The following is a 19,653-nucleotide window of genomic DNA, read 5'->3' as shown; positions in this document are numbered from 1 at the left end:
CGAGGACGGCGATTTGGTATCCCAAAAATTGGTATCCCAAATATCACCCCGTCGTTCCCGTCCGTCAAGGCTCCCGGCGATAAACTCCTGTTACCAATCCGACCAAAAGCGGGCGGACACGGGCCGCAGCCGACCTGCTCGCAGGTACCCGTTTCCGCCGTGACTGTGGTCGGATTGGTAACGAGCGGCACAGCACGGCTCGTTACGCGGGCATTGAACGAGAGGGGCTCGATGAGCACGTCGGCGGGCATGCCGCAGCCGCTGGCCGCCACCCGGCAGCGGGTGCGCGACGAGCTGCGCGAGCGGATCCTGACCGGCAGGCTCCGGCCGGGGGACCGGCTGGTGGAGCGCGAGCTGGCCGAGGACCTCGGCGTGTCGCGGGTGCCGGTGCGTGAGGCCATCCGCAGCCTCGAAGCCGAGGGCTTCCTGGCCGTCCAGTCCCCGCGGCGGGTGGTGGTGCGGCAGCTGGCGCGAGTGGACGTCGAGGAACTGTTCGACGTCCGCGAGGCGCTTGAAGGACTTGCGGCCGGGCTGGCGGCGGAGCGCGCGACCCCGGCGGATCTCAAACGGCTGGAGCGCGCGCTCGAAGCCGCCGCGAAGGCCACGGTGCGCGGCGACGGCACCCGGATCGCGGCGCTGAACGTCCGGTTCCACGACGAGATCGTGGCGATCGCGGGCAACACGCTGCTCTCGACCGTGCTGCAGCCGCTTGAAGGCCGGTTGCGCTGGCTGACGAGCCAGAACGAGCACTGGGCCGATCTGCTCGGCGAACACCGGCGGCTGTACGAGGCCATCGCGTCGGGGGACGCCGAGCGCGCCAGGACGACCGCGGCCGAGCACGTCCGGGTCAACCGGGAGGTCACCCTCACGACGTTGTTCGCCGACGAGGATCGCGTCACCGGCTGACCCGGACTCGTGTGATCGGGCACGGAACTCGCGTGATTGGACGCGGAACTCGCGTGATTGGGGGGAGATCTCGGGTGATCAGCCGAGCATCGTCGTCCAGGTGCTGGTGAACTCGGGGAAGGTTTTTCCCACGGTGGCGGGGTTTTCGACCTCGACGCCGTCGACGCGCAGGCCGAGGAGCGCGGCCGCCATCACCAGCCGGTGGTCTTCGTAGGTGTGGAACAGCCCGCCGTGCAAGGGAGCCGGGGTGATCCGCAGGCCGTCGTCCGTTTCGGACACCGAACCGCCGAGTGCCGAAAGTTCGGTGGCGAGTGCGGTCAGCCGGTCGGTCTCGTGCCCGCGCAGGTGCGCGACGCCGGAGATCACCGACGGGCCCTCGGCGAAACACAGCAGGGCCGCGATCACCGGGGTCAGCTCGCCGACCTCGTGCAGGTCCAGTTCGACGCCGGGGATCGTCTCGCCGCCGGTGACTGTCAGGCCCGAGGCGTCGAGACGCACCGTCGCGCCGAGCGCGGGCAGCAGCGTGCGCAGCCAGTCGCCCGGCTGGGTCGTGTGCTCCGGCCAGCCCGCGAGGCGCAGGGTGCCGCCGGTCAGCAGGGGCGCGAGCACGAACGGCGCCGCCGTCGACAGGTCGGGCTCCACCACGTACCCCGGGCACGAGAGTTTCGTCGGCTCCACGCGGAATTCGGTGCCGTCACGCTCCACCACCGCGCCGAAGCGGCGCAGCATGTCCATCGTCATCGCGATGTGCGGTTCGCTCGGCGGGGTGCCGCCGACGAGCCGGACCGTGACGCCTTGTTCGAAGGCGGGCGCCGCCAGCAGCAACGCGGACAGGAACTGGCTCGACGCCGAGGAGTCGAGGTTCACCGTGCCGCCCCGCAGCCCGCCCTCGCCGTGCACGGTGAACGGCGGCGCGCCGCGGCCGTCGTCGTCGATGCGGGCGCCGAGCGCGCGCAGCGCGTCCAGCAACGGCCCGATCGGGCGCCGCCGGATGGCTTCGTCGCCGTCGAAGAGGACCGGGGCGAACCCGAGCGAGGCCAGCGCCGGGGTGAACCGCGCGACCGTGCCCGCGTTGCCCAGCGTGACCGTGACCGGCTCACCGCGGCCCGAGCCTGCCGCCGCGATCGGGTGCACGAGGACGCCGTCGGTGGTCGCCTGGGAACGGGCGCCGAGCGCGGACAGCGCGCCGAGCATGAGCCGGGCGTCCCGCGAATCCAGTGGCTGCCGGATCCGGGTCGGCGCCCCGGCCAGCGCGGCGAGCACGTAGGCCCGGTTGGTGATCGACTTCGAGCCGGGGACGCGCACCTCGGCGTCCAGCGGGCCCTCGGCGGTCGGTGCGGTCCACCGGTCTTCGGCTGCGTTCACGTCAGTCACGATGGTGAGCTTAGTAGTCCCGACACGCGCGGTGACGACCCGATATGGGCTCTTCGCGCATGGCTGCCGAGCGGATCGGCAAGCGTGAGATAAGGTGGAGGCCCGTGGGACTTCAGTCGCGGGCAACCAAGTATGTCTTTGTCACCGGAGGCGTCGCCTCCTCTCTGGGTAAGGGACTCACGGCTTCCAGCCTGGGTCAGCTCCTTACCGCACGTGGGCTCCGGGTCACGATGCAGAAGCTGGATCCATACCTCAATGTGGACCCCGGCACGATGAACCCGTTCCAGCACGGTGAGGTGTTCGTCACCGACGACGGCGCCGAGACCGATCTGGACATCGGGCACTACGAACGTTTTCTCGACCGCGACCTCGACGGCAAGGCCAACGTCACGACCGGTCAGGTCTACTCCGAGGTGATCGCGAAGGAGCGTCGCGGCGAATACCTCGGCGACACGGTGCAGGTCATCCCGCACATCACCGACGAGATCAAGTCCCGGATCACCGCGGCCGCGCAGGCGGACGAGTCCGGCCAGGCGCCGGATGTGGTGATCACCGAGGTGGGCGGCACGGTCGGCGACATCGAGTCGCTGCCGTTCCTCGAGGCGTGCCGCCAGGTCCGCCACGACGTCGGCCGTGACCAGTGCTTCTTCCTGCACGTCTCGCTGGTGCCGTACCTGGCGCCGTCGGGCGAGCTGAAGACCAAGCCGACCCAGCACTCGGTCGCCGCGCTGCGCAACATCGGTATCCAGCCCGACGCGCTGGTCTGCCGGGCCGACCGCGAGATCCCCGAGGACCTCAAGCGCAAGATCGGCCTGATGTGCGATGTGGACACCGAGGCCGTCATCGCCTGCCCCGACGCCCCGTCGATCTACGACATCCCGAAGGTGCTGCACAGCGAGGCGCTCGACGCCTACGTCGTGCGCCGCCTCGGCCTGCCGTTCCGCGACGTGGACTGGACGGTGTGGGGTGATCTGCTCGACCGCGTGCACAACCCGGCCGAGACCGTGCGGATCGCGGTGGTGGGCAAGTACATCGACCTGCCCGACGCGTACCTCTCGGTCACCGAGGCGCTGCGGGCGGGCGGGTTCGCCCACCGCGCCAAGGTGGAGATCGTCTGGGTCGCCTCCGACGACGCGCAGACCGCGTCCGGCGCCGCCTCCGTGTTGTCCGATGTGGACGGTGTGCTGATCCCCGGCGGGTTCGGCATCCGCGGTATCGAGGGCAAGGTCGGCGCGGTCGAGTACGCGCGCAAGCACGGCCTGCCGCTGCTCGGGCTGTGCCTTGGCCTGCAGTGCATCGTGATCGAGGCGGCCCGGCACCTGGCCGGCGTCGAGGGCGCGAACTCCGCCGAGTTCGACGAGAACACCGCGCATCCGGTGATCTCGACCATGGCCGACCAGCGTGACGTCGTCGCGGGGGAGCGGGACATGGGCGGCACCATGCGGCTCGGCGCGTACCCGGCGAAGCTCAAGCCGGGCTCGCAGGTCGCGAAGGCGTACGGCAGCACGGAGGTCTCCGAGCGGCACCGCCACCGCTACGAGGTCAACAACGCTTACCGCAAGCGGCTTTCCGAGGCGGGGCTGGTGTTCTCCGGCACCTCGCCCGACGATCGCCTCGTCGAGTTCGTCGAGCTGCCCGCCGACGTGCACCCGTTCTTCGTCGGCACGCAGGCGCACCCCGAGCTCAAGAGCCGCCCGACCCGGCCGCACCCGCTGTTCGGCGCGTTCGTCAAGGCCGTGGTGGACCGCAAGGTCGCCGAGCGGCTGCCGGTCGAGCTGCCGGAGACCCCGGTGGCGGCCCGGTGACCGAGCCAGGGACGCACGAGTTCACCGTCGCGGGCAGCCGCGACGTCCACATCGGACGCGTGGTGGGCCTGCGGATCGACGACGTCGTGATGCCGGGCGGGACCCCCGCGACGCGCGAGGTGATCGAACACCTCGGCGCGGTCGCGGTGGTCGCGCTCGACGCGGACGGCGCGGTCACGCTCGTCCACCAGTACCGCCATCCGATCGGGCGGCGGCTGTGGGAACTGCCCGCCGGGCTCATCGACCACGAGGGCGAGGATCCGGTCGGGACCGCGCGGCGCGAGCTGGTCGAGGAGGCCGGGCTCGCGGCGGCGGACTGGTCGACGCTGGTGGACGTCGCGGCCTCGCCGGGGTTCACCGACGAGGTGGTGCGTGTCTTCCTGGCCCGCGATCTGTCCGAAGTGGACCGAGAGGTGCTCGGCGAGGAGGAGGCGGATCTGGTGATCCGCCGCTTTCCGCTGGCCGAGGCGGTGCGGATGGCGTTGTCCGGCGAACTGGTCAACGGGGCGACGGTCGGCGGGGTCCTCGCCGCGCACGCCGTCGTCACCGGGGCGGCCGCGCCCCGCCCGGCCGATGCGCCGTGGCGGGACCGCCCCACTCGCTTCGCCGCCCGCGAGCGCTAATCCCGGAGGCGGCGGCCGTGGTTGTCGAAGCCGCCGTTGGCGAGCAGGACGATGCCGTCGATGATCGGCCAGAGCGCGCCGAAGCCCGCGGTGATGACGAACACGACGAACTGCAGCACGGCGATCCCGACGTGCCCGGTGTAGAGGCGGCCGCTGCCGAAGGGGAGCACGATCTGGAGGATCCCGGCGACCATCCGGGACTTCGGCGAGTACGGGACCGGCGGCGGCTGCCACGGGACGGCGGCGGGCAGGCCGTTCGCCGCGGGCGGCGGGTACGGCAGCGGGTGCTCGATGCGCAGGGGCGGGGCCAGGAAAGCCGGGTGCGGGGCGGGCAGATCGGTGAACAGCGGGCGCAGCTCGGCCCGCGTGGTCGCCGCGTACGCGCCGGTCACCCGGGTTTCGTACTCGTCGGGCGTCAGCCTGCCCTGGCTGAAGTGCTCGGCGAGCAGCCGCGCCGACTCCTCGCGCTCGGCGGTGCCGATGCGCAGGTCGTCGTGGTCCATTCTTCACGGTACCTCGGGAAGGCTCCGGCCGGTCGGGACCGGAACCGGCTCGCGGAGTCCTAAGGTGTCCCCGTGGCAGGCGCGGGGAGCAGGGCAGTGGCCGACGCGATCGCCGCGTATCTCGACCATCTGACCGTCGAGCGCGGCACCGCGCGCAACACGCTGGACAGCTACGCCCGCGACCTCCGCCGCTACGCCGCTCACCTCGACAGCGCGGGCGTGACAGGGTTCGGCGACGTCACTTCGGCGCACATCACCGCGTTCGGCGCGGCGTTGCGGGAAGGCGACGAAGAACACCGTCCGCTGGCGGCGTCTTCGGCGGCACGGGCGCTTGTCGCGGTCCGGGGGCTGCACAAGTTCGCCTACGCCGACGGCATCACCGAGCACGACCCGGCCCGCGAGGTCCGCCCACCGACGCCCGCGAAGCGGCTGCCCAAGGCGCTGCCGGTCGCGGATGTGCTGCGACTGCTGGAAACCCCGCCGCCCGACGGCGAGCGCCCGCTGCGCGACCGCGCGCTGCTGGAGCTGCTGTACTCGACCGGCGCCCGGATCTCCGAGGCGGTCGGGCTCGACGTCGACGACATCGACGAGGCCGAACGCACCGTGCTGCTCGACGGCAAGGGCGGGAAACAGCGGCTGGTGCCGATCGGCCGCCCCGCGCTCGCCGCCGTCGACGCCTACCTCGTGCGGGCCCGGCCCGCGCTGGCGGCACACGGAAGGGGGACGCCGGCGATGTTCCTCAACGCCCGAGGCAGCAGGCTGTCACGGCAGAGCGCGTGGCAGGTGCTCAAGGACACCGCCGAGCGCGCGGGCATCTCGGCCGCCGTCTCACCGCACACGCTGCGCCACTCGTTCGCCACGCATCTGCTGGAGGGCGGTGCCGACGTCCGGGTGGTCCAGGAACTTCTCGGCCACGCCTCGGTGACCACTACGCAGGTGTACACGCTCGTCACGGTCAACACACTTCGCGAGGTCTACGCCACCGCGCATCCGCGCGCACTGGGCTGAACGGCGCAAAGGACTTCGCACGGTGCGGAAGAGATCGCCCCATCGCGGTCGGCGAGCCGCTTTGGCAGCGCCGCGAATTCCCGCATAGGCTGCCGAGGACTCTGCCGAACGAGGAGCTTTTTCGCTATGTCGACACCGAACCAGCCGGAGCGCCCGGCCGCGTCCGCCGGTTCGGTCGCGGCGAACCTCAACCAGGTCACCATCGCGACCCCCGCCGAGCACGACGGCGACGAACCGTCGGAGACCCCGGTCCGGCCCAAGGGCCGCAAGGCCCGCGCCAAGAACAGGATGAAGCCGCGCGAGGACGACGGGCTCGGCCCGACCGGCCGCCCGCGCCGCGAGATCCCCGAGCCGCCCCCGCTGGAGAAGCACGGCCCGGCACAGGTCATGGCCATGTGCAACCAGAAGGGCGGCGTCGGCAAGACGACCTCGACCATCAACCTCGGCGCCGCGCTCGCCGAATGCGGGCGCCGGGTGCTGCTGGTCGACTTCGACCCGCAGGGCGCGCTGTCGGTCGGCCTCGGCATCCAGCCGCACGAACTGGACCAGACGGTCTACAACGTCATCATGGAGCGGTCGGTGGTGATCACCGACGTCATCCGCAAAACCTCCGTCGACGGCGTTGACCTGCTGCCGAGCAACATCGACCTGTCCGCGGCGGAGGTCCAGCTTGTCGCTGAGGTAGGACGCGAGCACACGTTGTTACGGGTCCTTCGTCCGGTCATGAACGACTACGACTATGTTCTTGTCGACTGCCAGCCCTCGCTCGGCCTGCTCACGGTGAACGCACTGACCGCCGCGGACGGTGTGATCATCCCGCTGGAGTGCGAGTTCTTCAGTCTGCGAGGCGTAGCGCTCTTGATCGACACCATCGAGAAGGTGCAGGAACGCCTCAACCCCAAACTGGACATAACGGGGATTCTCGCCACCATGTACGACCCGAGAACCCTGCACTCGAAGGAGGTCATGGCTCGCGTGGTGGAGGCATTCGGCGACACCGTGTTCGACACGGTGATCAACCGCACCGTGCGGTTCCCGGAGACCACTGTGGCCGGGGAGCCGATCACGACCTGGGCTCCCAAATCCGCAGGCGCGGCGGCCTATCGCGCGCTGGCCCGCGAGGTGATCGCTCGGTGAGCAGGCGAGCTTCCCTGCCCGGAGCGTCGGAACTGTTCCGCATCACGACCAGCACCGCCAACCCCGCCCTCGACACCCCCGCCAAGCCCGCCCCCGGCACGGGGAACGGCGGCACCGGGAACGGCAACGGCGGTGGCGGCACGGGGAACGGCAAGGCGAGCGGGAACGGGCACCAGGACCAGCTGACCCGCAGCGGCGCCGCCCGGCGCGGATCCGGCCGGACCAAGCACGACGCGAAGATCACCGTGTACGTCTCCGGCGACGAACTGCTGGCGATGGAACAGGCGCGGCTGAACCTGCGGGCGAAACACGGTCTGGTGCTCGACCGGGGCAGGCTGGTGCGGGAGGCCGTCGCCGTGCTGCTGGCCGATCTCGACCAGAACGGCGAGCAGTCGGTGCTGGTCCAGCGATTGCGGGCGCTCGGCGACGACGAGAGCGAAACCGAGGCCTGATGGACGAACCGGCATCGGCTGAGCAGGCGCCGGAGCCGGACGAGCAGGCCCCGCAGCCCAGCCAGGACGAAACGGCTCCCGTGCACGAGACCGTGCACGGGGGCACGATCCCGGAGGGGCTGGCCGCCGAGGAACTGAGCACGTCGAAGTTCAAGGTGCGGCTGGCGAACTTCGAGGGCCCGTTCGACCTGCTGCTGCAACTGATCTCCCAGCACCAGCTCGATGTCACCGAGGTGGCGCTGCACCAGGTCACCGACGACTTCATCGCCTACACCCGGGAACTGGGCGAGGACTGGAACCTCGACGAGACGACCGAGTTCCTGGTCATCGCGGCGACCCTGCTCGACCTCAAGGCGGCGCGCCTGCTGCCCGCCGCGGAGGTCGAGAGCGAGGACGACCTCGCACTGCTGGAAGCCAGGGACCTGCTGTTCGCCCGGGTGCTGCAGTACCGCGCGTACAAGCAGGTGGCGGCGTTGTTCGGCGAACTGGAAGCCGGTGCGCTGCGGCGGTATCCGCGTTCGGTCGCGCTGGAGGACCGCTTCGTCGGGCTGCTGCCCGAGGTGATGATCGGCGTCGACCCGGCGAAGTTCGCCGAGATCGCGGTCGCGGTGTTCAAGCCGAAGCCGCCGCCGACGGTGTCGATCGCGCACATCCACATGGGCAGGGTGTCGGTGCGCGAGCACGCGGCGCTGCTGCGGCTGAAGCTGGCCGAGCGCGGGCAGGCGACGTTCGGTGAGCTGGTCGACGACTGCGAGCACACGGTCGAGATCGTCGCGCGGTTCCTCGCGCTGCTGGAGCTGTACCGCGAGTCCTCGGTGCAGTTCGAACAGCTGGAGGCGCTGGCGGAACTGCATGTGCGGTGGACCGGCGGCAGCGTCGAGGAGGCGGTCGTCGCGGCCGAGCACGACCGGGCCACGGCGGAGGACGAGGAGTACGGGTGAGCAACGAGGAGAACGAACCGGACGTCGCCGAGACCTCTGGGGAACCGGAGGACTCGCGTACCGAAACGGTCGGTTCGAGTACCCAGACAGTCGGCTCGCCGGACGACTCTCCAGGTACGCCGGACGACTCTGCGAGTACGCCGGACGACGTTCCCGGTACACCGGACGATGTTCCGGGTACGGCTGAAGAGGGCGAGGTGCCCGAAGGGGCCGAGGCAGCTGAGGCGGGGGAGGCTGACGAAGCCGCTTCGCCGGAGGAAGCCCCCGGTGTCCCGGCCGAACCGGACGGGCTGGACCCCGATGATCCGGAGTCCAGGCTGGTGGCCGCGGGTGACGCGAGCGACCTGCCCGACGTCACCTCCGACGAGGCCTTGGAGGCCGCGCTGGAGGCGTTGCTGCTGGTCATCGACTCCCCGGCGAGCGAGGAAACCCTCGCCGAGACGGTCGAGCAGCCGGTCGCGCGGGTGACCGTCGCGCTGCGCACCATGGCGCAGAAGTTCACCGAGCGCAGCAGCGGGATCGACCTGCGGCGCGTCGGCGAGGGGTGGCGGTTCTACACTAGGGACGTCTATGCCCCGTTCGTGGAGAAGCTCCTGCTGGACGGCCAGCGGTCGAAGCTGACCAGGGCCGCGCTGGAGAGCCTCGCCGTGATCGCGTACCGGCAGCCGGTGACCAGGGCCAGGGTCGCCGCGGTGCGTGGCGTGAACGTGGACGGCGTGATCCGGACGTTGCTCGCGCGCGGCCTCATCGAGGAGATGGGGACCGATCCCGAGACCACCGGCACGCTGTACGTGACGACCGAGTTGTTCCTGGAGCGGCTGGGGCTGTCGTCGCTGGCCGACCTGCCCCCCATCGCTCCTTTGCTACCCGAAGTGGACACGATCGATGACATCTAGCGAGCACCCCGACGGCGTTCGCCTGCAGAAAGTGCTCTCGCAGGCGGGCGTCGCCTCACGCCGCGCCGCCGAGGACCTGATCGTGGCGGGCCGGGTCGAGGTGAACGGTGAGGTGGTCACCGAGCTCGGCCGCCGGGTCGACCCGCTCGAATCGGTGATCCACGTCGACGGCACGCGGGTGAACCTGCGCGACGATCTGGTGTACCTCGCGTTCAACAAGCCCAAGGGCGTCCACTCGACGATGTCGGACGACCGCGGCCGCCCGTGCGTCGGCGACTACCTGCGCGGCCGGTACGAGGAGACGCCCGGGGTCGTGCACGTCGGCAGGCTCGACGAGAACACCGAGGGCCTGCTGCTGCTCACCAACGACGGCGATCTCGGCCACCGCCTGATGCACCCGTCGTTCAGCGTGCTCAAGACGTACCTGGCCGAGGTCGACGGGCTCGTTCCGCGCGGGCTGGGCAAGGAACTGCGCAAGGGCTGGGAGCTGCCGGACGGCATCGTCAAGGTGGACCAGTTCCGGGTCAAGGACATGCACTCCGGCAAGACGCTGGTCGAGCTGGTGATCCACGAGGGCCGCAAGCACATCGTGCGGCGGCTGTTGAAGGACACCGGCCACCCGGTGCTCAAGCTCGTCCGCACGGCCGTCGGCGAGGTCCAGCTGGGCAACCAGCGGCCGGGTTCGATCCGGCGGCTGACGCGCGGCGAGGTCGGTTCGCTGTACCGCTCGGTCGACCTCTAGGCCGAACGGGCGGGCCCCGCCCGAATACCCACTTTCCGCTCTACCGGGCGAAGTTGGCGGCTTCTAGCTTGGCGGCCACGGATCTCGGGAGGCTGCTGTGCGGTTCGGTTCGGCGGGTGTGCTCGCGACGGTGATGGCGATGACGGTCGCGGTGCTGGTACCGGGTGGCGCGCACGCGGCGTCGCGGGTGAAAGGCACCGATCCGGTGTACGACTTCGCGGGCGCGATCCGCGAAACCGTCTGGGTGGACACCGGCCGGGACGGGGACGGCGACGGCAAACCGGACCGGGTCGCCGCGGACGTCGTGCGCCCGAAGGAAACCGTGGCCAAGGGCATCAAGATCCCGGTGATCATGGACGCCAGCCCGTACTACTCGTGCTGCGGCCGCGGCAACGAGAGCGAGCGCAAGACCTACGACGCGAGCGGCCGCCCGGTCGGTTTCCCGCTCTACTACGACAACTACTTCGTGCCGCGCGGGTACGCCGTCGTCCTGGTCGACCTCGCCGGGACGAACCGGTCGCAGGGCTGTGTCGACGTCGGCGGCGTCTCGGACGTGCAGTCGGCGAAGGCGGTCGTGGACTGGCTCAACGGCCGCGCGGCGGGCTACAGCGCGAAGACCGGCGGCAGCGCGGTGCCGGCGAGCTGGAGCACCGGGAACGTCGGCATGATCGGCAAGTCCTACGACGGCACGATCGCCAACGGCGTCGCGTCGACCGGGGTCGCCGGGCTGAAGACCATCGTGCCGATCGCGGGGATCAGCTCCTGGTACGACTACTACCGCTCCGACGGCGCGACGTTCGGCTTCGACCCGGTCGGCCTGGCGCGGACCGTCGAACAGCGCAACAGCGGGCAGGACTGTTCGGCGCAGAACCGGAAACTGACCCAGGGCGCGACGGCGAACGGCGACTACGGGCCGTTCTGGGCCGAGCGCGACTACTACGCGGCCAAGGCGAAGAACATCCGCGCGAGCGTGCTGCTTTCCCACGGGGTGAACGATCTCAACGTCAAGACCATCCACTTCGGACAGTGGTGGGACGCGCTCGCGGTGAACGGCGTCGAGCGGAAGATCTGGCTGGCCCAGACCGGGCACGTCGATCCGTTCGACTACCGGCGCGCGGACTGGGTCGACCTGCTGCACCGCTGGTTCGACCACTACCTGATGGGCATCGACAACGGCGTCGAACGCGGCCCGATGGCGAGTGTCGAACGGCAGCCCGACCAGTGGGCCGACCAGTCCGCGTGGCCCGCGGCGAACGCCTCGCCGACGGTGTTGCGGGCCAAGGCAGGCGGTGTGCCGGGACTCGGCTCGCTGACCACCGGCGCGTCCTCGGGCACCGCCACGTTCACCGACAATCCTTCGCAGGGCGAGAACGACTGGGCGGCGAACCCCGGTACCGCGTCGGGCTCGCGATTGCTGTACAGCACCGGGAAACTCGCGAACGACCTCCAGGTGTCCGGCACCGGTTCGATCAGCGTGACCGCGACGCCGAGCACGTCCTCGGCCCGGCTGTCCGCGGTGCTCGTCGACTACGGACCGGCGACGATCCGGAACTTCGCGGGCCGGGGCGAGGGCATCAACACCGGGACAGCGGAGACGTGCTGGGGCGCGAACGCGCCGGGTGACGACGCCTGCTACAAGGTGACCACGGCCGACACGACGAACGTCGACTACACCATCATCAGCCGGGGCTGGGCGGATCTGGCGAACTACCGCTCGCTGTCGAAGGAGGAGCCGCTCGTCCCGGGCACGGCGTACACGATGACATTCCGCCTGGCGAGCACCGACCACGTCGTGCCGCGTGGGCACGCCCTGGCGCTGATCATCGGGGGCACCGACAGCGGGTTCATCTCGGCACCCGCGAGGACGCCGAAGCTGACGATCGACCTGGCCAAGACGGCGGTCACCTTGCCGCTGTCCGGCACGCCTTCGGCATTCTCCGGCGACAGCGTCCCGGCCGCTCCCGGGCAGCTCGCGCATGTCGACGCGGCGCCGCGGGCCCGGCTCGACCAGGGCTGAGCACTACCCTGAGGCGCTATGACCGAGTTCGGCGAGCGCTACGCCCTGCGCGGCGGTGTGTCCTGCGTCCGTTCGCCCGACGGGAAGACGAGCCTGCTCTGCGACCGGTACGCGCAGACGATCGGCGCGCTGAGCGAAGCCGAGCGCGCGATGTTGGCGGCGTTGGCGGATCGCCCGCACACGCCCGAGGAACTCGCGGGCCCCGAGGGTGAGCGGCTGCTCCAGGTGTTGCGCGACGGCGGGTGGCTGGTGCTCACGGTGACCAGCGGCGGGACGGACCTGTACCGGATGCAGCCGTTGCGCCCGCCGCCGGAACTCGGTGACACCGGAACCGGGAAGCTGCGGCTGTCGCGGTTCGCGGTGATTCGGGCGGGGACGGACGGGATGGTCGTCGAATCCCCGCTGGCCTGGTGCGACGTCGAGGTCCGCGATCCAGCGGTGCTCGCCGAAATCGGCGGGTACACGGGAAAACCGGGCGTCTCCGCCTTCCCGGACGGCCTGCGGGCTCGCCTCCGGCGGGATCTGCGGTGGGCCGGGCTGCTGGTGGACGCGGGCGCGGAGAACGACCTCCGGACCCGGCAGTGGAGCCCGCACGAACTGTGGTTCCACGCACGCAGCAAACGGGACGAGCGGGGGCATCTCGGCGAGGGATTCGCCGGGACCTACTGGGCGAAGGGGAGCCACGATCCGCTCCCTGCCCGGCCGGAGCCGTACCCCGGGCCCGCGGTCGCGCTGCCGGAGCCGGACGCGGAAGCGGTGTCCCGTGACGATCCCGGCCTGACCGCGGTGCTGGCCCGCCGGAGCAGCGTCCGTGAGCACGACGACGAACATCCGCTGACGGCGGCCCAGCTGGGCGAGTTCCTGCACCGCTGCGCCCGGGTCCAGGGCATCGCGGAGGTCGGCGGGGTGGAGCACGTGCGGAAGCCTTATCCGAGCGGAGGTGCCTCCCACGAGCTGGAGGTATATCCGATCGTGTCCACTGTGGACGGTGTCGCCCCCGGCATGTACCACTACGACGCGCACGAGCACGTCCTCCGACCCGTGGCCGCCCCCGGCGTCCCGGCGGTACGGCGGCTCGTCCGGCACGCGCGCGGGGCGGCAGGGGGCCTGAACACGGTGCCGCAGGTCGTGTTCGTCGTCTCGGCGCGGGTGGGCCGGGTGATGTGGAAGTACGAACGGATGGCGTACGCGCTCACGCTCAAGCACGTCGGAGTGCTCTACCAGACCATGTACTGCGTGGCGACCGCGATGGGACTCGCGCCCTGTGCCCTCGGTACCGCGGAACCCGCGGCCTTCGCCGAGGCCACCGGACGGGATCCGCTGGTGGAAACCGCGGTCGGCGGGTTCCTGCTCGGCACCCGGCCCTAGGGCGACCCCGAGGACGACGCGGCGGCGGCCTTCGCGGCCGTCTTGCGCCCCAGCGCCCTCGCGATCGGCTCGACGACCCTGGCGGTGATCGGGCCGAGGATCGCCATGAGCAGTACGTACGCCGTGGCGAGCGCCGCGAGTTCGCCGGTGACGGCACCCGCCGACACCGCGAGACCGGCGATGACGATCGAGAACTCGCCGCGGGCGACCAAGGCGGCACCCGCGCGGGCCCGGCCGAGCTTCCCGACGCCCTGTCTTCGCGCGGCCCACCAACCGGTGCCGACCTTCGTCAGCGTCGTCACCACCGCGAGCACCACCGCCCAGCCGAGCACCGGCGGGATCGACGCCGGGTTGGTGTTGAGCCCGAACACCACGAAGAACACCGCGGCGAACAGGTCCCGCAGCGGTTCGAGCAGGTGCGTCGCGTTTTCCGCGGTCGAACCGGAGATCGCGATGCCGAGCAGGAACGCGCCGACCGCCGCCGAGACCTGCATCGCCGAGGCCAGCCCGGCCACCAGCAGCGCGGCGCCGAGCACCTTGAGCAGGAACACCTCGCGGTCCGGGCTGTCCACCGCGGCGGACACGAACCGGCCGAACTTCAGCGCGATCACCAGCACCACGGTGATCACCAGGAGCGAGATCCCGACGGCCTTCATCCCGCCGAGCAGGCTGACGCCGCCGAGCACCGCGGTCAGGATCGGCAGGTACAGCGCCATCACGAGGTCCTCGAACACGAGGATCGACAGCACCACCGGCGTTTCGCGGTTACCGAGCCTGCCGAGGTCGCCCAGCACCTTCGCGATGATCCCGGACGAGGAGATGTAGGTGACGCCGGCGAGCACGATCGCGCCGATCGGGCCCCAGCCCAGGATCAGCGCGACGATCGCGCCCGGCGCCGCGTTGAGCACGATGTCGAGCAGCCCCGCCATCCACGACCTGCGCAGCCCGGTGAACAGCTCGGCCGCGGAGTACTCCAGGCCCAGCAGGAGCAGCAGCAGGACGACGCCGATTTCGCCTGCCAGGTGGGTGAAGCCGCCGATGTCGGTCAGTGGGAGGAACCCGCCCTGGCCGAAGCACAGGCCGCCGAGCAGGTACAGCGGGATGGGGGAGAGGCCGATCTTCCCGGCGAGGCGGCCGAGGGCGCCCAGCACGAAGAAGACCGCCCCGAGTTCGATCAGGGACAGTGCGGTGTGGTCCATCCCGGGATCAGCCGAACTTGAGTATCTTCGCGGCGGCCTCGAGTCCCTCGGACGTGCCGACCGCGACGAGCACGTCGCCCGCGGTGAAGGTGAAATCCGGTGCCGGCGACGGGTGCACCTGCCCTGCCCGCATCACCGCGACCACGGAAACGCTGGTACGCGTGCGCATCGCGGTGTCCCCGAGGGTCCGGCCGTCGAACGGGGAGGCCGTCTTGATCGGCAGCTGCCGGGTGTTGATGCCCGGCAGGTCCCGGTGTTCCTCGGTGAGCTGGGCGACCAGCTGCGGCGCGCCGAGCAGGTTGGCCAGCGCCCCGGCCTCGTCGGCGGTGAGCGGGAGCGAGGCGAGGCAGGCGTCCGGATCGTCGGTCTTGGACACGATCAGCTCGATCTGCCCGTCCCGCTGGGTGACGACACCGATGCGGCGGCCGGTGCGGGTGGCGAAATCCTTGCGGACGCCGATTCCGGGCAGAGGGGTCACTTCGACGTTCACTCCTCCACGGTAACCCACTGTCCGATTCGTGCTCGATCACCCGAGCAGCAGCAGGGCCGATGCGACGGCCATCACCACCGCGGTCACGCCGTGGACGCCGAACGCGACGGCCTTCTTTCCCTTGTGCCGCAAGATGGTCAGCATGTCGCCGAACGGGATGAACGCCTCGGCGAGGATGACCCAGGCGAGCGCGTGCGGGTCGCCGTAGAGCATCAGTGCGATCGGGACGAGGCCGCTCCCGATGTCGCGGACGCCCTTGATGTTGTAGAAGGCGTCGCCGTTCTGCGGGAGTGTCCGGAACCCGAAGCCCTCGGCGATCTTGGCGGGCGCGAAGACGTAGTTCAGGCCGACGTAGATGATCATTGCCGCGACGAGTCCGACGAGGACGTATCCGGTGACGAGCATGGGTCCCTCCAGTTGGCTTTCATCGGCGCTGTCTAGCAACGCTAGGATTACTAGCAACGCTAACCTAGCGGCGCTAGATTGTCTAGCGGTGCTAGTATCGGGTTCATGACCCAGCAGCTGCGCCGAGCGCGCGATCGTGCCGAGCGGGAGCGGCGGATCGTCGCCGCCGCCCGTGAACTCGCCGAGGCCGAGGGCTGGGACGCGGTCACCACCCGGCGGCTCGCGGCCAAGATCGAGTACAGCCAGCCGGTGCTGTACAGCCACTTCTCGGGCAAGGACGCGATCATGGCGGCGGCCGCCGTCGAGGGCTGCGCCGAACTCGCCGAGCAGCTCGGCGGCGCCGCGTTCGAACCGTCCCCGCTGGCCGCGGTCGCCGAGGCCTACGTCGCGTTCGCCGACGCCAATCCCGCGCTCTACGACGCGATGTTCACCCTCGCCTCCGAACTGCCGTTCGCCACCGACGAGGCACCGCAGGCGCTGCGGGACGCGTTCGGGGCGATCGCCGCGGCGGTGGCGCCGGTCGCCGGGAAAGACGCCGTCGGGACCCTCGCCGAGACGTTCTGGGCCGCGCTGCACGGACTCGTCACGCTCGATCGAGGTCGTCGGCTGAGCCCCGGTCACCGTGCGGAACGGCTCGCGATCCTGGTCGCCCGCTTCGGCGGCGGGGCCTCCGGACCGGCCGACTGATCCGCCCCACCGGCCGCCGGGCAGAATGTACGGCGATCAGGTGCGGACGAAACGCGAGGAGAGTGCCGGTGTCGGGAGCCCTACGTGGTGTGGTCGCGCTGGACGGCCCGTCCGGGACCGGGAAGACCACCGTCGCGCGCAAGCTCGCCGACCGGCTCAGCGCCGGGTACCTCGACACCGGCGCGATGTACCGGATGGTGACGCTCGCCGTGCTGCGCGCCGGGATCGACCCGGCCGACGCCGATGCGGTGGCGGGGCTCGCCGACGGCGTCGACCTGATGATCGGGACCAGCCCGCAGCGCCCCGAATTCCGGCTCGGCGGCGAGGACGTCTCGGCCGAGATCCGCGGGCCCGAGGTGACCAAGGCCGTCTCGCCGGTGTCCGCGGTGCCGCACGTGCGCGAGCTGCTCGTCGCCCGGCAGCGCCGGATCATCGCCGAGGTACTCGGCGAGGTCGGCGGCATCGTCGTGGAAGGCCGCGACATCGGCACGGTCGTGGTGCCCGACTCGCCGCTCAAGGTGTTCCTCACCGCGTCGGCCGACGTCCGCGCCGCGCGGCGCAGCAGCCAGGACACCGCCGCCGGGCGGCAGTCCACGGTGGCCGACGCGCGCGAGTCCGTCGAACGCCGGGACCGGCTCGATTCGAGCCGGACCGCCTCCCCGCTGCGTGCTGCCGACGACGCGGTGCCGGTCGACACCTCGGAGCTGTCCATCGACCAGGTGATCGTCGCGCTCTGCGAGCTGGCCAGCCACCGCGGTCTGCTGGCGGGGTGCTCGGCCGAGGCCGCTCGATGAGCGACGCTTGCGAGCGAATCATGGACATCATGCGCCAAGAGGAATTGAACACTGTCTCGCGGAGCGAGGCGATCGCATGAGCGCAGCCGGGCTGCCCGAGGGCGCCCGCGGGGGGCTGCACGACGCCGGGCGGGTGTTCGCGCGGTACCATCTGCGGTCGGCGTTCCGCATCCGGGTGCACGGGCGGGAGCGGATGCCCGCCACCGGTCCGGTGGTGGTGATCGCCAACCACAGTTCGTACATCGAACCGCAGCTGATCTTCGGAATGCTGCCGAGGCGGTCGGCGTTCCTGGTCAAGGAGGAGCTGTTCCACAGCCTCGGCGGGGCGGTGGGCCGGTTCCTGCTGGCGATCGGGCAGATCCCGGTCAAACGCGGGGAGGTCGACCGCAAGCCGCTGATGACCGCGGTGTCGGTGCTGAAGGCGGGCGGTGTCGTCGGGATCTTTCCCGAGGGCACCCGCGGTGACGGCGACGTCGGCGCGGCGGAACGCGGTGCGGCCTGGCTGGTCCGGGCGTCCGGCGCCACCGTGCTGCCGGTCGCGACGCGGGGGACGTTGAAGCCCGCCGGCGGGCGGCGGCGCTGGCGGCCACGGGTGGACATCCTGGTCGGCGAGCCGTTCACGCCGGAGATCGGCAAGGGACGGACCGGCCTCGACGACGGCACCGAGCACCTGCGCGGCGAGCTGGCGGCGCTGGTGAAGACTTTGGACGAATGGCGCTCGGAACACGGGTTCTGAACGCGTACGGGAATGAGAACTGATGACAGAGTGGGACGCCGCCTCCGCGGGAAAAAGCACGTCGGCGGAGTTCGAGACGTCGGCGGGTGTCGGCGAGGTCGACGGGACCTGGTCCGACGAGGCGGAGTTCGCCGCACTCGACGCGCGGATCGAGGCCGAGGAGGCGGGCACCGAGGCCGACCTCGCGCAGCCGGTGCTCGCCGTGGTCGGCAGGCCGAACGTGGGCAAGTCCACTTTGGTCAACCGCATCCTCGGCCGCCGCGAGGCCGTGGTGCAGGACGTGCCGGGGGTGACCCGCGACCGGATCGCCTACGACGCGTTCTGGAGCGGCCGCCGGTTCACCCTGGTCGACACCGGCGGCTGGGAGCCCGGCGCCAGTGGCCTGCAGGCGTCGATCACGGCGCAGGCCGAGATGGCGATGGCCACCGCCGACGCCGTGCTGCTCGTCGTCGACGCGTCCGTGGGCGCGACGACCACCGACGAGGCCGTCGCGCGGGTGCTGCGCCGGTCGAAGAAGCCGGTGCTGCTGGCCGCGAACAAGGTCGACGACGAGCGGCTGCTCGCCGACACCGCGTCGCTGTGGTCGCTGGGCCTCGGCGAGCCGTACCCGGTGAGCGCGCTGCATGGCCGCAACTCCGGCGACCTGCTCGACGCGGTCATCAAGGCACTGCCCGCGGCCCCGCGCGAGCGCGAGACGATCACCTCCGGCCCGCGCCGGGTGGCGCTGGTCGGCAAGCCGAACGTCGGGAAGTCCAGTCTGCTCAACAAGTTGTCCGGGGAGCAGCGGTCCGTTGTGGACTCGGTCGCCGGGACCACTGTGGACCCGGTCGACTCGCTCGTCGAGCTGGACGGCGAGGTCTGGCGGTTCGTCGACACCGCCGGTCTGCGCAAGCGCGTCAACTCGGCCAACGGCGCCGAGTACTACGCCTCGCTGCGCACCAAGACCGCGATCGACGCGGCCGAGGTCGCGATCGTACTGCTGGACGCGGCCGAGCCGATGTCCGAACAGGACCTCCGGGTGCTGACGATGGTGGTCGAGGCCGGGCGCGCGTGCGTGCTGGCGTTCAACAAATGGGACCTCGTCGACGAGGACCGCCGTCACGCCATGGTCCGGGAGCTCGAACGCGGCCTGGTCCGGGTGCCGTGGGCGGAGAAGGTGAACATCTCGGCGCTGACCGGGCGTTCGGTGCGCAAGCTCGCGCCAGCGCTGCGGACGGCGTTGAAGTCGTGGGACCAGCGGGTTCCCACCGGCCAGCTCAACGGCTGGCTGTCGGACCTCATCGCGGCCACCCCGCCGCCGGTGCGCGGCGGCAAGCAGCCCAAGGTGCTGTTCGCGACCCAGGCCGGGATCCGCCCGCCGACGCTGGTCCTGTTCACCACCGGCTTCCTCGAGGCGGGCTACCGCCGCTTCATCGAACGCAAGTTCCGCGAGCGGTTCGGCTTCGAAGGAAGCCCCGTTCGGGTGAATGTCCGCGTCCGGGAAAAGAAACCGAAGCCCGGCGCCGGTAAGAAACCCACCAAATCCCGCACCCGCTGAAACACCGATCTCGCGTGATTGGACGGAGATCTC

General features: G+C 70.8%; 20 protein-coding genes. 15 read left to right on the top strand and 5 right to left on the bottom strand.

What is annotated here, in order from left to right:
* The first annotated feature begins 231 nt into the window (after positions 1-231).
* A complete protein-coding gene (locus ACFW0G_RS07520; RefSeq protein WP_378323992.1) occupies positions 232-906 on the top strand; it encodes a GntR family transcriptional regulator in 675 nt (224 codons plus the stop codon).
* Positions 907-984: 78 nt separating this feature from the next.
* Here the strand turns inward: ACFW0G_RS07520 and aroA are convergent, their stop codons facing one another.
* Positions 985-2,280, bottom strand: a complete 1,296-nt coding sequence (aroA, locus tag ACFW0G_RS07515) for a 3-phosphoshikimate 1-carboxyvinyltransferase (protein ID WP_378323991.1) — start codon at positions 2,278-2,280, stop codon at positions 985-987.
* A 104-nt stretch (positions 2,281-2,384) separates the two neighbouring features.
* Between aroA and ACFW0G_RS07510 the strand changes: the two genes are divergently transcribed.
* Together ACFW0G_RS07510 and ACFW0G_RS07505 are read left to right on the top strand one after the other, a co-directional pair.
* Positions 2,385-4,085, top strand: coding sequence for a CTP synthase (locus ACFW0G_RS07510; protein WP_378323990.1), 1,701 nt, complete (start codon positions 2,385-2,387; stop codon positions 4,083-4,085).
* On the top strand, positions 4,082-4,708 hold the full coding sequence (locus tag ACFW0G_RS07505) for an NUDIX domain-containing protein (RefSeq protein WP_378323989.1): 627 nt from the start codon (positions 4,082-4,084) through the stop codon (positions 4,706-4,708). Before ACFW0G_RS07510 ends, ACFW0G_RS07505 begins: the two co-directional genes overlap by 4 nt.
* Here ACFW0G_RS07505 and ACFW0G_RS07500 read toward each other — a convergent pair.
* Positions 4,705-5,211, bottom strand: coding sequence for a DUF1707 domain-containing protein (locus ACFW0G_RS07500; protein WP_378323988.1), 507 nt, complete (start codon positions 5,209-5,211; stop codon positions 4,705-4,707). The genes ACFW0G_RS07505 and ACFW0G_RS07500 overlap by 4 nt on opposite strands.
* A 72-nt stretch (positions 5,212-5,283) precedes the next feature.
* Between ACFW0G_RS07500 and xerD the strand changes: the two genes are divergently transcribed.
* From xerD to ACFW0G_RS07460, 8 genes are all read left to right on the top strand, one after another.
* Positions 5,284-6,219, top strand: a complete 936-nt coding sequence (gene xerD, locus ACFW0G_RS07495) for a site-specific tyrosine recombinase XerD (protein WP_378323987.1) — start codon at positions 5,284-5,286, stop codon at positions 6,217-6,219.
* A 126-nt stretch (positions 6,220-6,345) separates the two neighbouring features.
* A complete protein-coding gene (locus ACFW0G_RS07490; protein WP_378323986.1) occupies positions 6,346-7,356 on the top strand; it encodes a ParA family protein in 1,011 nt (336 codons plus the stop codon).
* Positions 7,353-7,808: a cobyrinic acid a,c-diamide synthase gene (locus ACFW0G_RS07485; protein ID WP_378323984.1), complete on the top strand. Its 456-nt coding sequence runs from the start codon at positions 7,353-7,355 to the stop codon at positions 7,806-7,808. The genes ACFW0G_RS07490 and ACFW0G_RS07485 overlap by 4 nt, the downstream gene beginning before the upstream one ends.
* Entirely contained in the window at positions 7,808-8,749 is a 942-nt protein-coding gene (locus ACFW0G_RS07480; RefSeq protein WP_378323983.1) for a segregation and condensation protein A, read from the top strand. Before ACFW0G_RS07485 ends, ACFW0G_RS07480 begins: the two co-directional genes overlap by 1 nt.
* A gap of 197 nt (positions 8,750-8,946) precedes the next feature.
* The gene (gene scpB / locus ACFW0G_RS07475) at positions 8,947-9,645 is read left to right on the top strand and encodes an SMC-Scp complex subunit ScpB (RefSeq protein ID WP_378324020.1); all 699 of its coding nucleotides are present in this window, start codon (positions 8,947-8,949) and stop codon (positions 9,643-9,645) included.
* On the top strand, positions 9,635-10,387 hold the full coding sequence (locus ACFW0G_RS07470; protein WP_378323982.1) for a pseudouridine synthase: 753 nt from the start codon (positions 9,635-9,637) through the stop codon (positions 10,385-10,387). The genes scpB and ACFW0G_RS07470 overlap by 11 nt, the downstream gene beginning before the upstream one ends.
* Before the next feature lie 139 nt (positions 10,388-10,526).
* Positions 10,527-12,404: a Xaa-Pro dipeptidyl-peptidase gene (locus ACFW0G_RS07465; protein ID WP_378324018.1), complete on the top strand. Its 1,878-nt coding sequence runs from the start codon at positions 10,527-10,529 to the stop codon at positions 12,402-12,404.
* Between the two features lie 18 nt (positions 12,405-12,422).
* Entirely contained in the window at positions 12,423-13,772 is a 1,350-nt protein-coding gene (locus tag ACFW0G_RS07460) for a SagB family peptide dehydrogenase (protein ID WP_378323981.1), read from the top strand.
* Here ACFW0G_RS07460 and ACFW0G_RS07455 read toward each other — a convergent pair.
* Genes ACFW0G_RS07455 through ACFW0G_RS07445 form a run of 3 tightly spaced genes read right to left on the bottom strand, consistent with a single transcriptional unit; the run spans position 13,769 to position 15,866 of the window.
* Positions 13,769-14,971, bottom strand: a complete 1,203-nt coding sequence (locus ACFW0G_RS07455) for a cation:proton antiporter (protein WP_378323980.1) — start codon at positions 14,969-14,971, stop codon at positions 13,769-13,771. The genes ACFW0G_RS07460 and ACFW0G_RS07455 overlap by 4 nt on opposite strands.
* Before the next feature lie 7 nt (positions 14,972-14,978).
* Entirely contained in the window at positions 14,979-15,461 is a 483-nt protein-coding gene (locus ACFW0G_RS07450) for a cation:proton antiporter regulatory subunit (RefSeq protein WP_378323979.1), read from the bottom strand.
* A gap of 36 nt (positions 15,462-15,497) precedes the next feature.
* Positions 15,498-15,866: a DUF4267 domain-containing protein gene (locus ACFW0G_RS07445; RefSeq protein WP_378323978.1), complete on the bottom strand. Its 369-nt coding sequence runs from the start codon at positions 15,864-15,866 to the stop codon at positions 15,498-15,500.
* Between the two features lie 105 nt (positions 15,867-15,971).
* Between ACFW0G_RS07445 and ACFW0G_RS07440 the strand changes: the two genes are divergently transcribed.
* The 4 genes from ACFW0G_RS07440 (at position 15,972) to der (ending at position 19,620) form a co-directional block, all read left to right on the top strand.
* Positions 15,972-16,553: a TetR/AcrR family transcriptional regulator gene (locus tag ACFW0G_RS07440; RefSeq protein ID WP_378323977.1), complete on the top strand. Its 582-nt coding sequence runs from the start codon at positions 15,972-15,974 to the stop codon at positions 16,551-16,553.
* A gap of 89 nt (positions 16,554-16,642) precedes the next feature.
* Positions 16,643-17,347 (top strand): (d)CMP kinase, encoded by a 705-nt coding sequence (gene cmk / locus ACFW0G_RS07435; RefSeq protein WP_378324017.1) that lies wholly within the window; start codon positions 16,643-16,645, stop codon positions 17,345-17,347.
* Between the two features lie 76 nt (positions 17,348-17,423).
* Positions 17,424-18,083: a lysophospholipid acyltransferase family protein gene (locus ACFW0G_RS07430; protein WP_378323976.1), complete on the top strand. Its 660-nt coding sequence runs from the start codon at positions 17,424-17,426 to the stop codon at positions 18,081-18,083.
* Positions 18,084-18,105: 22 nt separating this feature from the next.
* On the top strand, positions 18,106-19,620 hold the full coding sequence (der, locus tag ACFW0G_RS07425; protein ID WP_378323975.1) for a ribosome biogenesis GTPase Der: 1,515 nt from the start codon (positions 18,106-18,108) through the stop codon (positions 19,618-19,620).
* Positions 19,621-19,653 lie beyond the last annotated feature (33 nt).

The sequence above is a fragment of the Amycolatopsis sp. NPDC058986 genome, assembly GCF_042741125.1.
Lineage (GTDB): Bacteria > Actinomycetota > Actinomycetes > Mycobacteriales > Pseudonocardiaceae > Amycolatopsis.
The sequence above is the reverse complement of the archived record's forward strand: the minus strand, read 5'-3'. Positions and strand labels throughout refer to the sequence as shown.

Bases quoted from the DNA above. Each gene is read 5' to 3' on its own strand.
- ACFW0G_RS07430 (WP_378323976.1), top strand. From the start codon at position 17,424: ATGAGCGCAGCCGGGCTGCCCGAGGGCGCCCGCGGGGGGCTGCACGAC.
- ACFW0G_RS07460 (WP_378323981.1), top strand. From the start codon at position 12,423: ATGACCGAGTTCGGCGAGCGCTACGCCCTGCGCGGCGGTGTGTCCTGC.
- ACFW0G_RS07470 (WP_378323982.1), top strand. From the start codon at position 9,635: ATGACATCTAGCGAGCACCCCGACGGCGTTCGCCTGCAGAAAGTGCTC.
- der (WP_378323975.1), top strand. From the start codon at position 18,106: ATGACAGAGTGGGACGCCGCCTCCGCGGGAAAAAGCACGTCGGCGGAG.
- ACFW0G_RS07480 (WP_378323983.1), top strand. From the start codon at position 7,808: ATGGACGAACCGGCATCGGCTGAGCAGGCGCCGGAGCCGGACGAGCAG.
- ACFW0G_RS07520 (WP_378323992.1), top strand. From the start codon at position 232: ATGAGCACGTCGGCGGGCATGCCGCAGCCGCTGGCCGCCACCCGGCAG.
- ACFW0G_RS07440 (WP_378323977.1), top strand. From the start codon at position 15,972: ATGACCCAGCAGCTGCGCCGAGCGCGCGATCGTGCCGAGCGGGAGCGG.
- ACFW0G_RS07445 (WP_378323978.1), bottom strand. From the start codon at position 15,866: ATGCTCGTCACCGGATACGTCCTCGTCGGACTCGTCGCGGCAATGATC.
- ACFW0G_RS07490 (WP_378323986.1), top strand. From the start codon at position 6,346: ATGTCGACACCGAACCAGCCGGAGCGCCCGGCCGCGTCCGCCGGTTCG.
- ACFW0G_RS07500 (WP_378323988.1), bottom strand. From the start codon at position 5,211: ATGGACCACGACGACCTGCGCATCGGCACCGCCGAGCGCGAGGAGTCG.
- ACFW0G_RS07465 (WP_378324018.1), top strand. From the start codon at position 10,527: ATGACGGTCGCGGTGCTGGTACCGGGTGGCGCGCACGCGGCGTCGCGG.
- ACFW0G_RS07455 (WP_378323980.1), bottom strand. From the start codon at position 14,971: ATGGACCACACCGCACTGTCCCTGATCGAACTCGGGGCGGTCTTCTTC.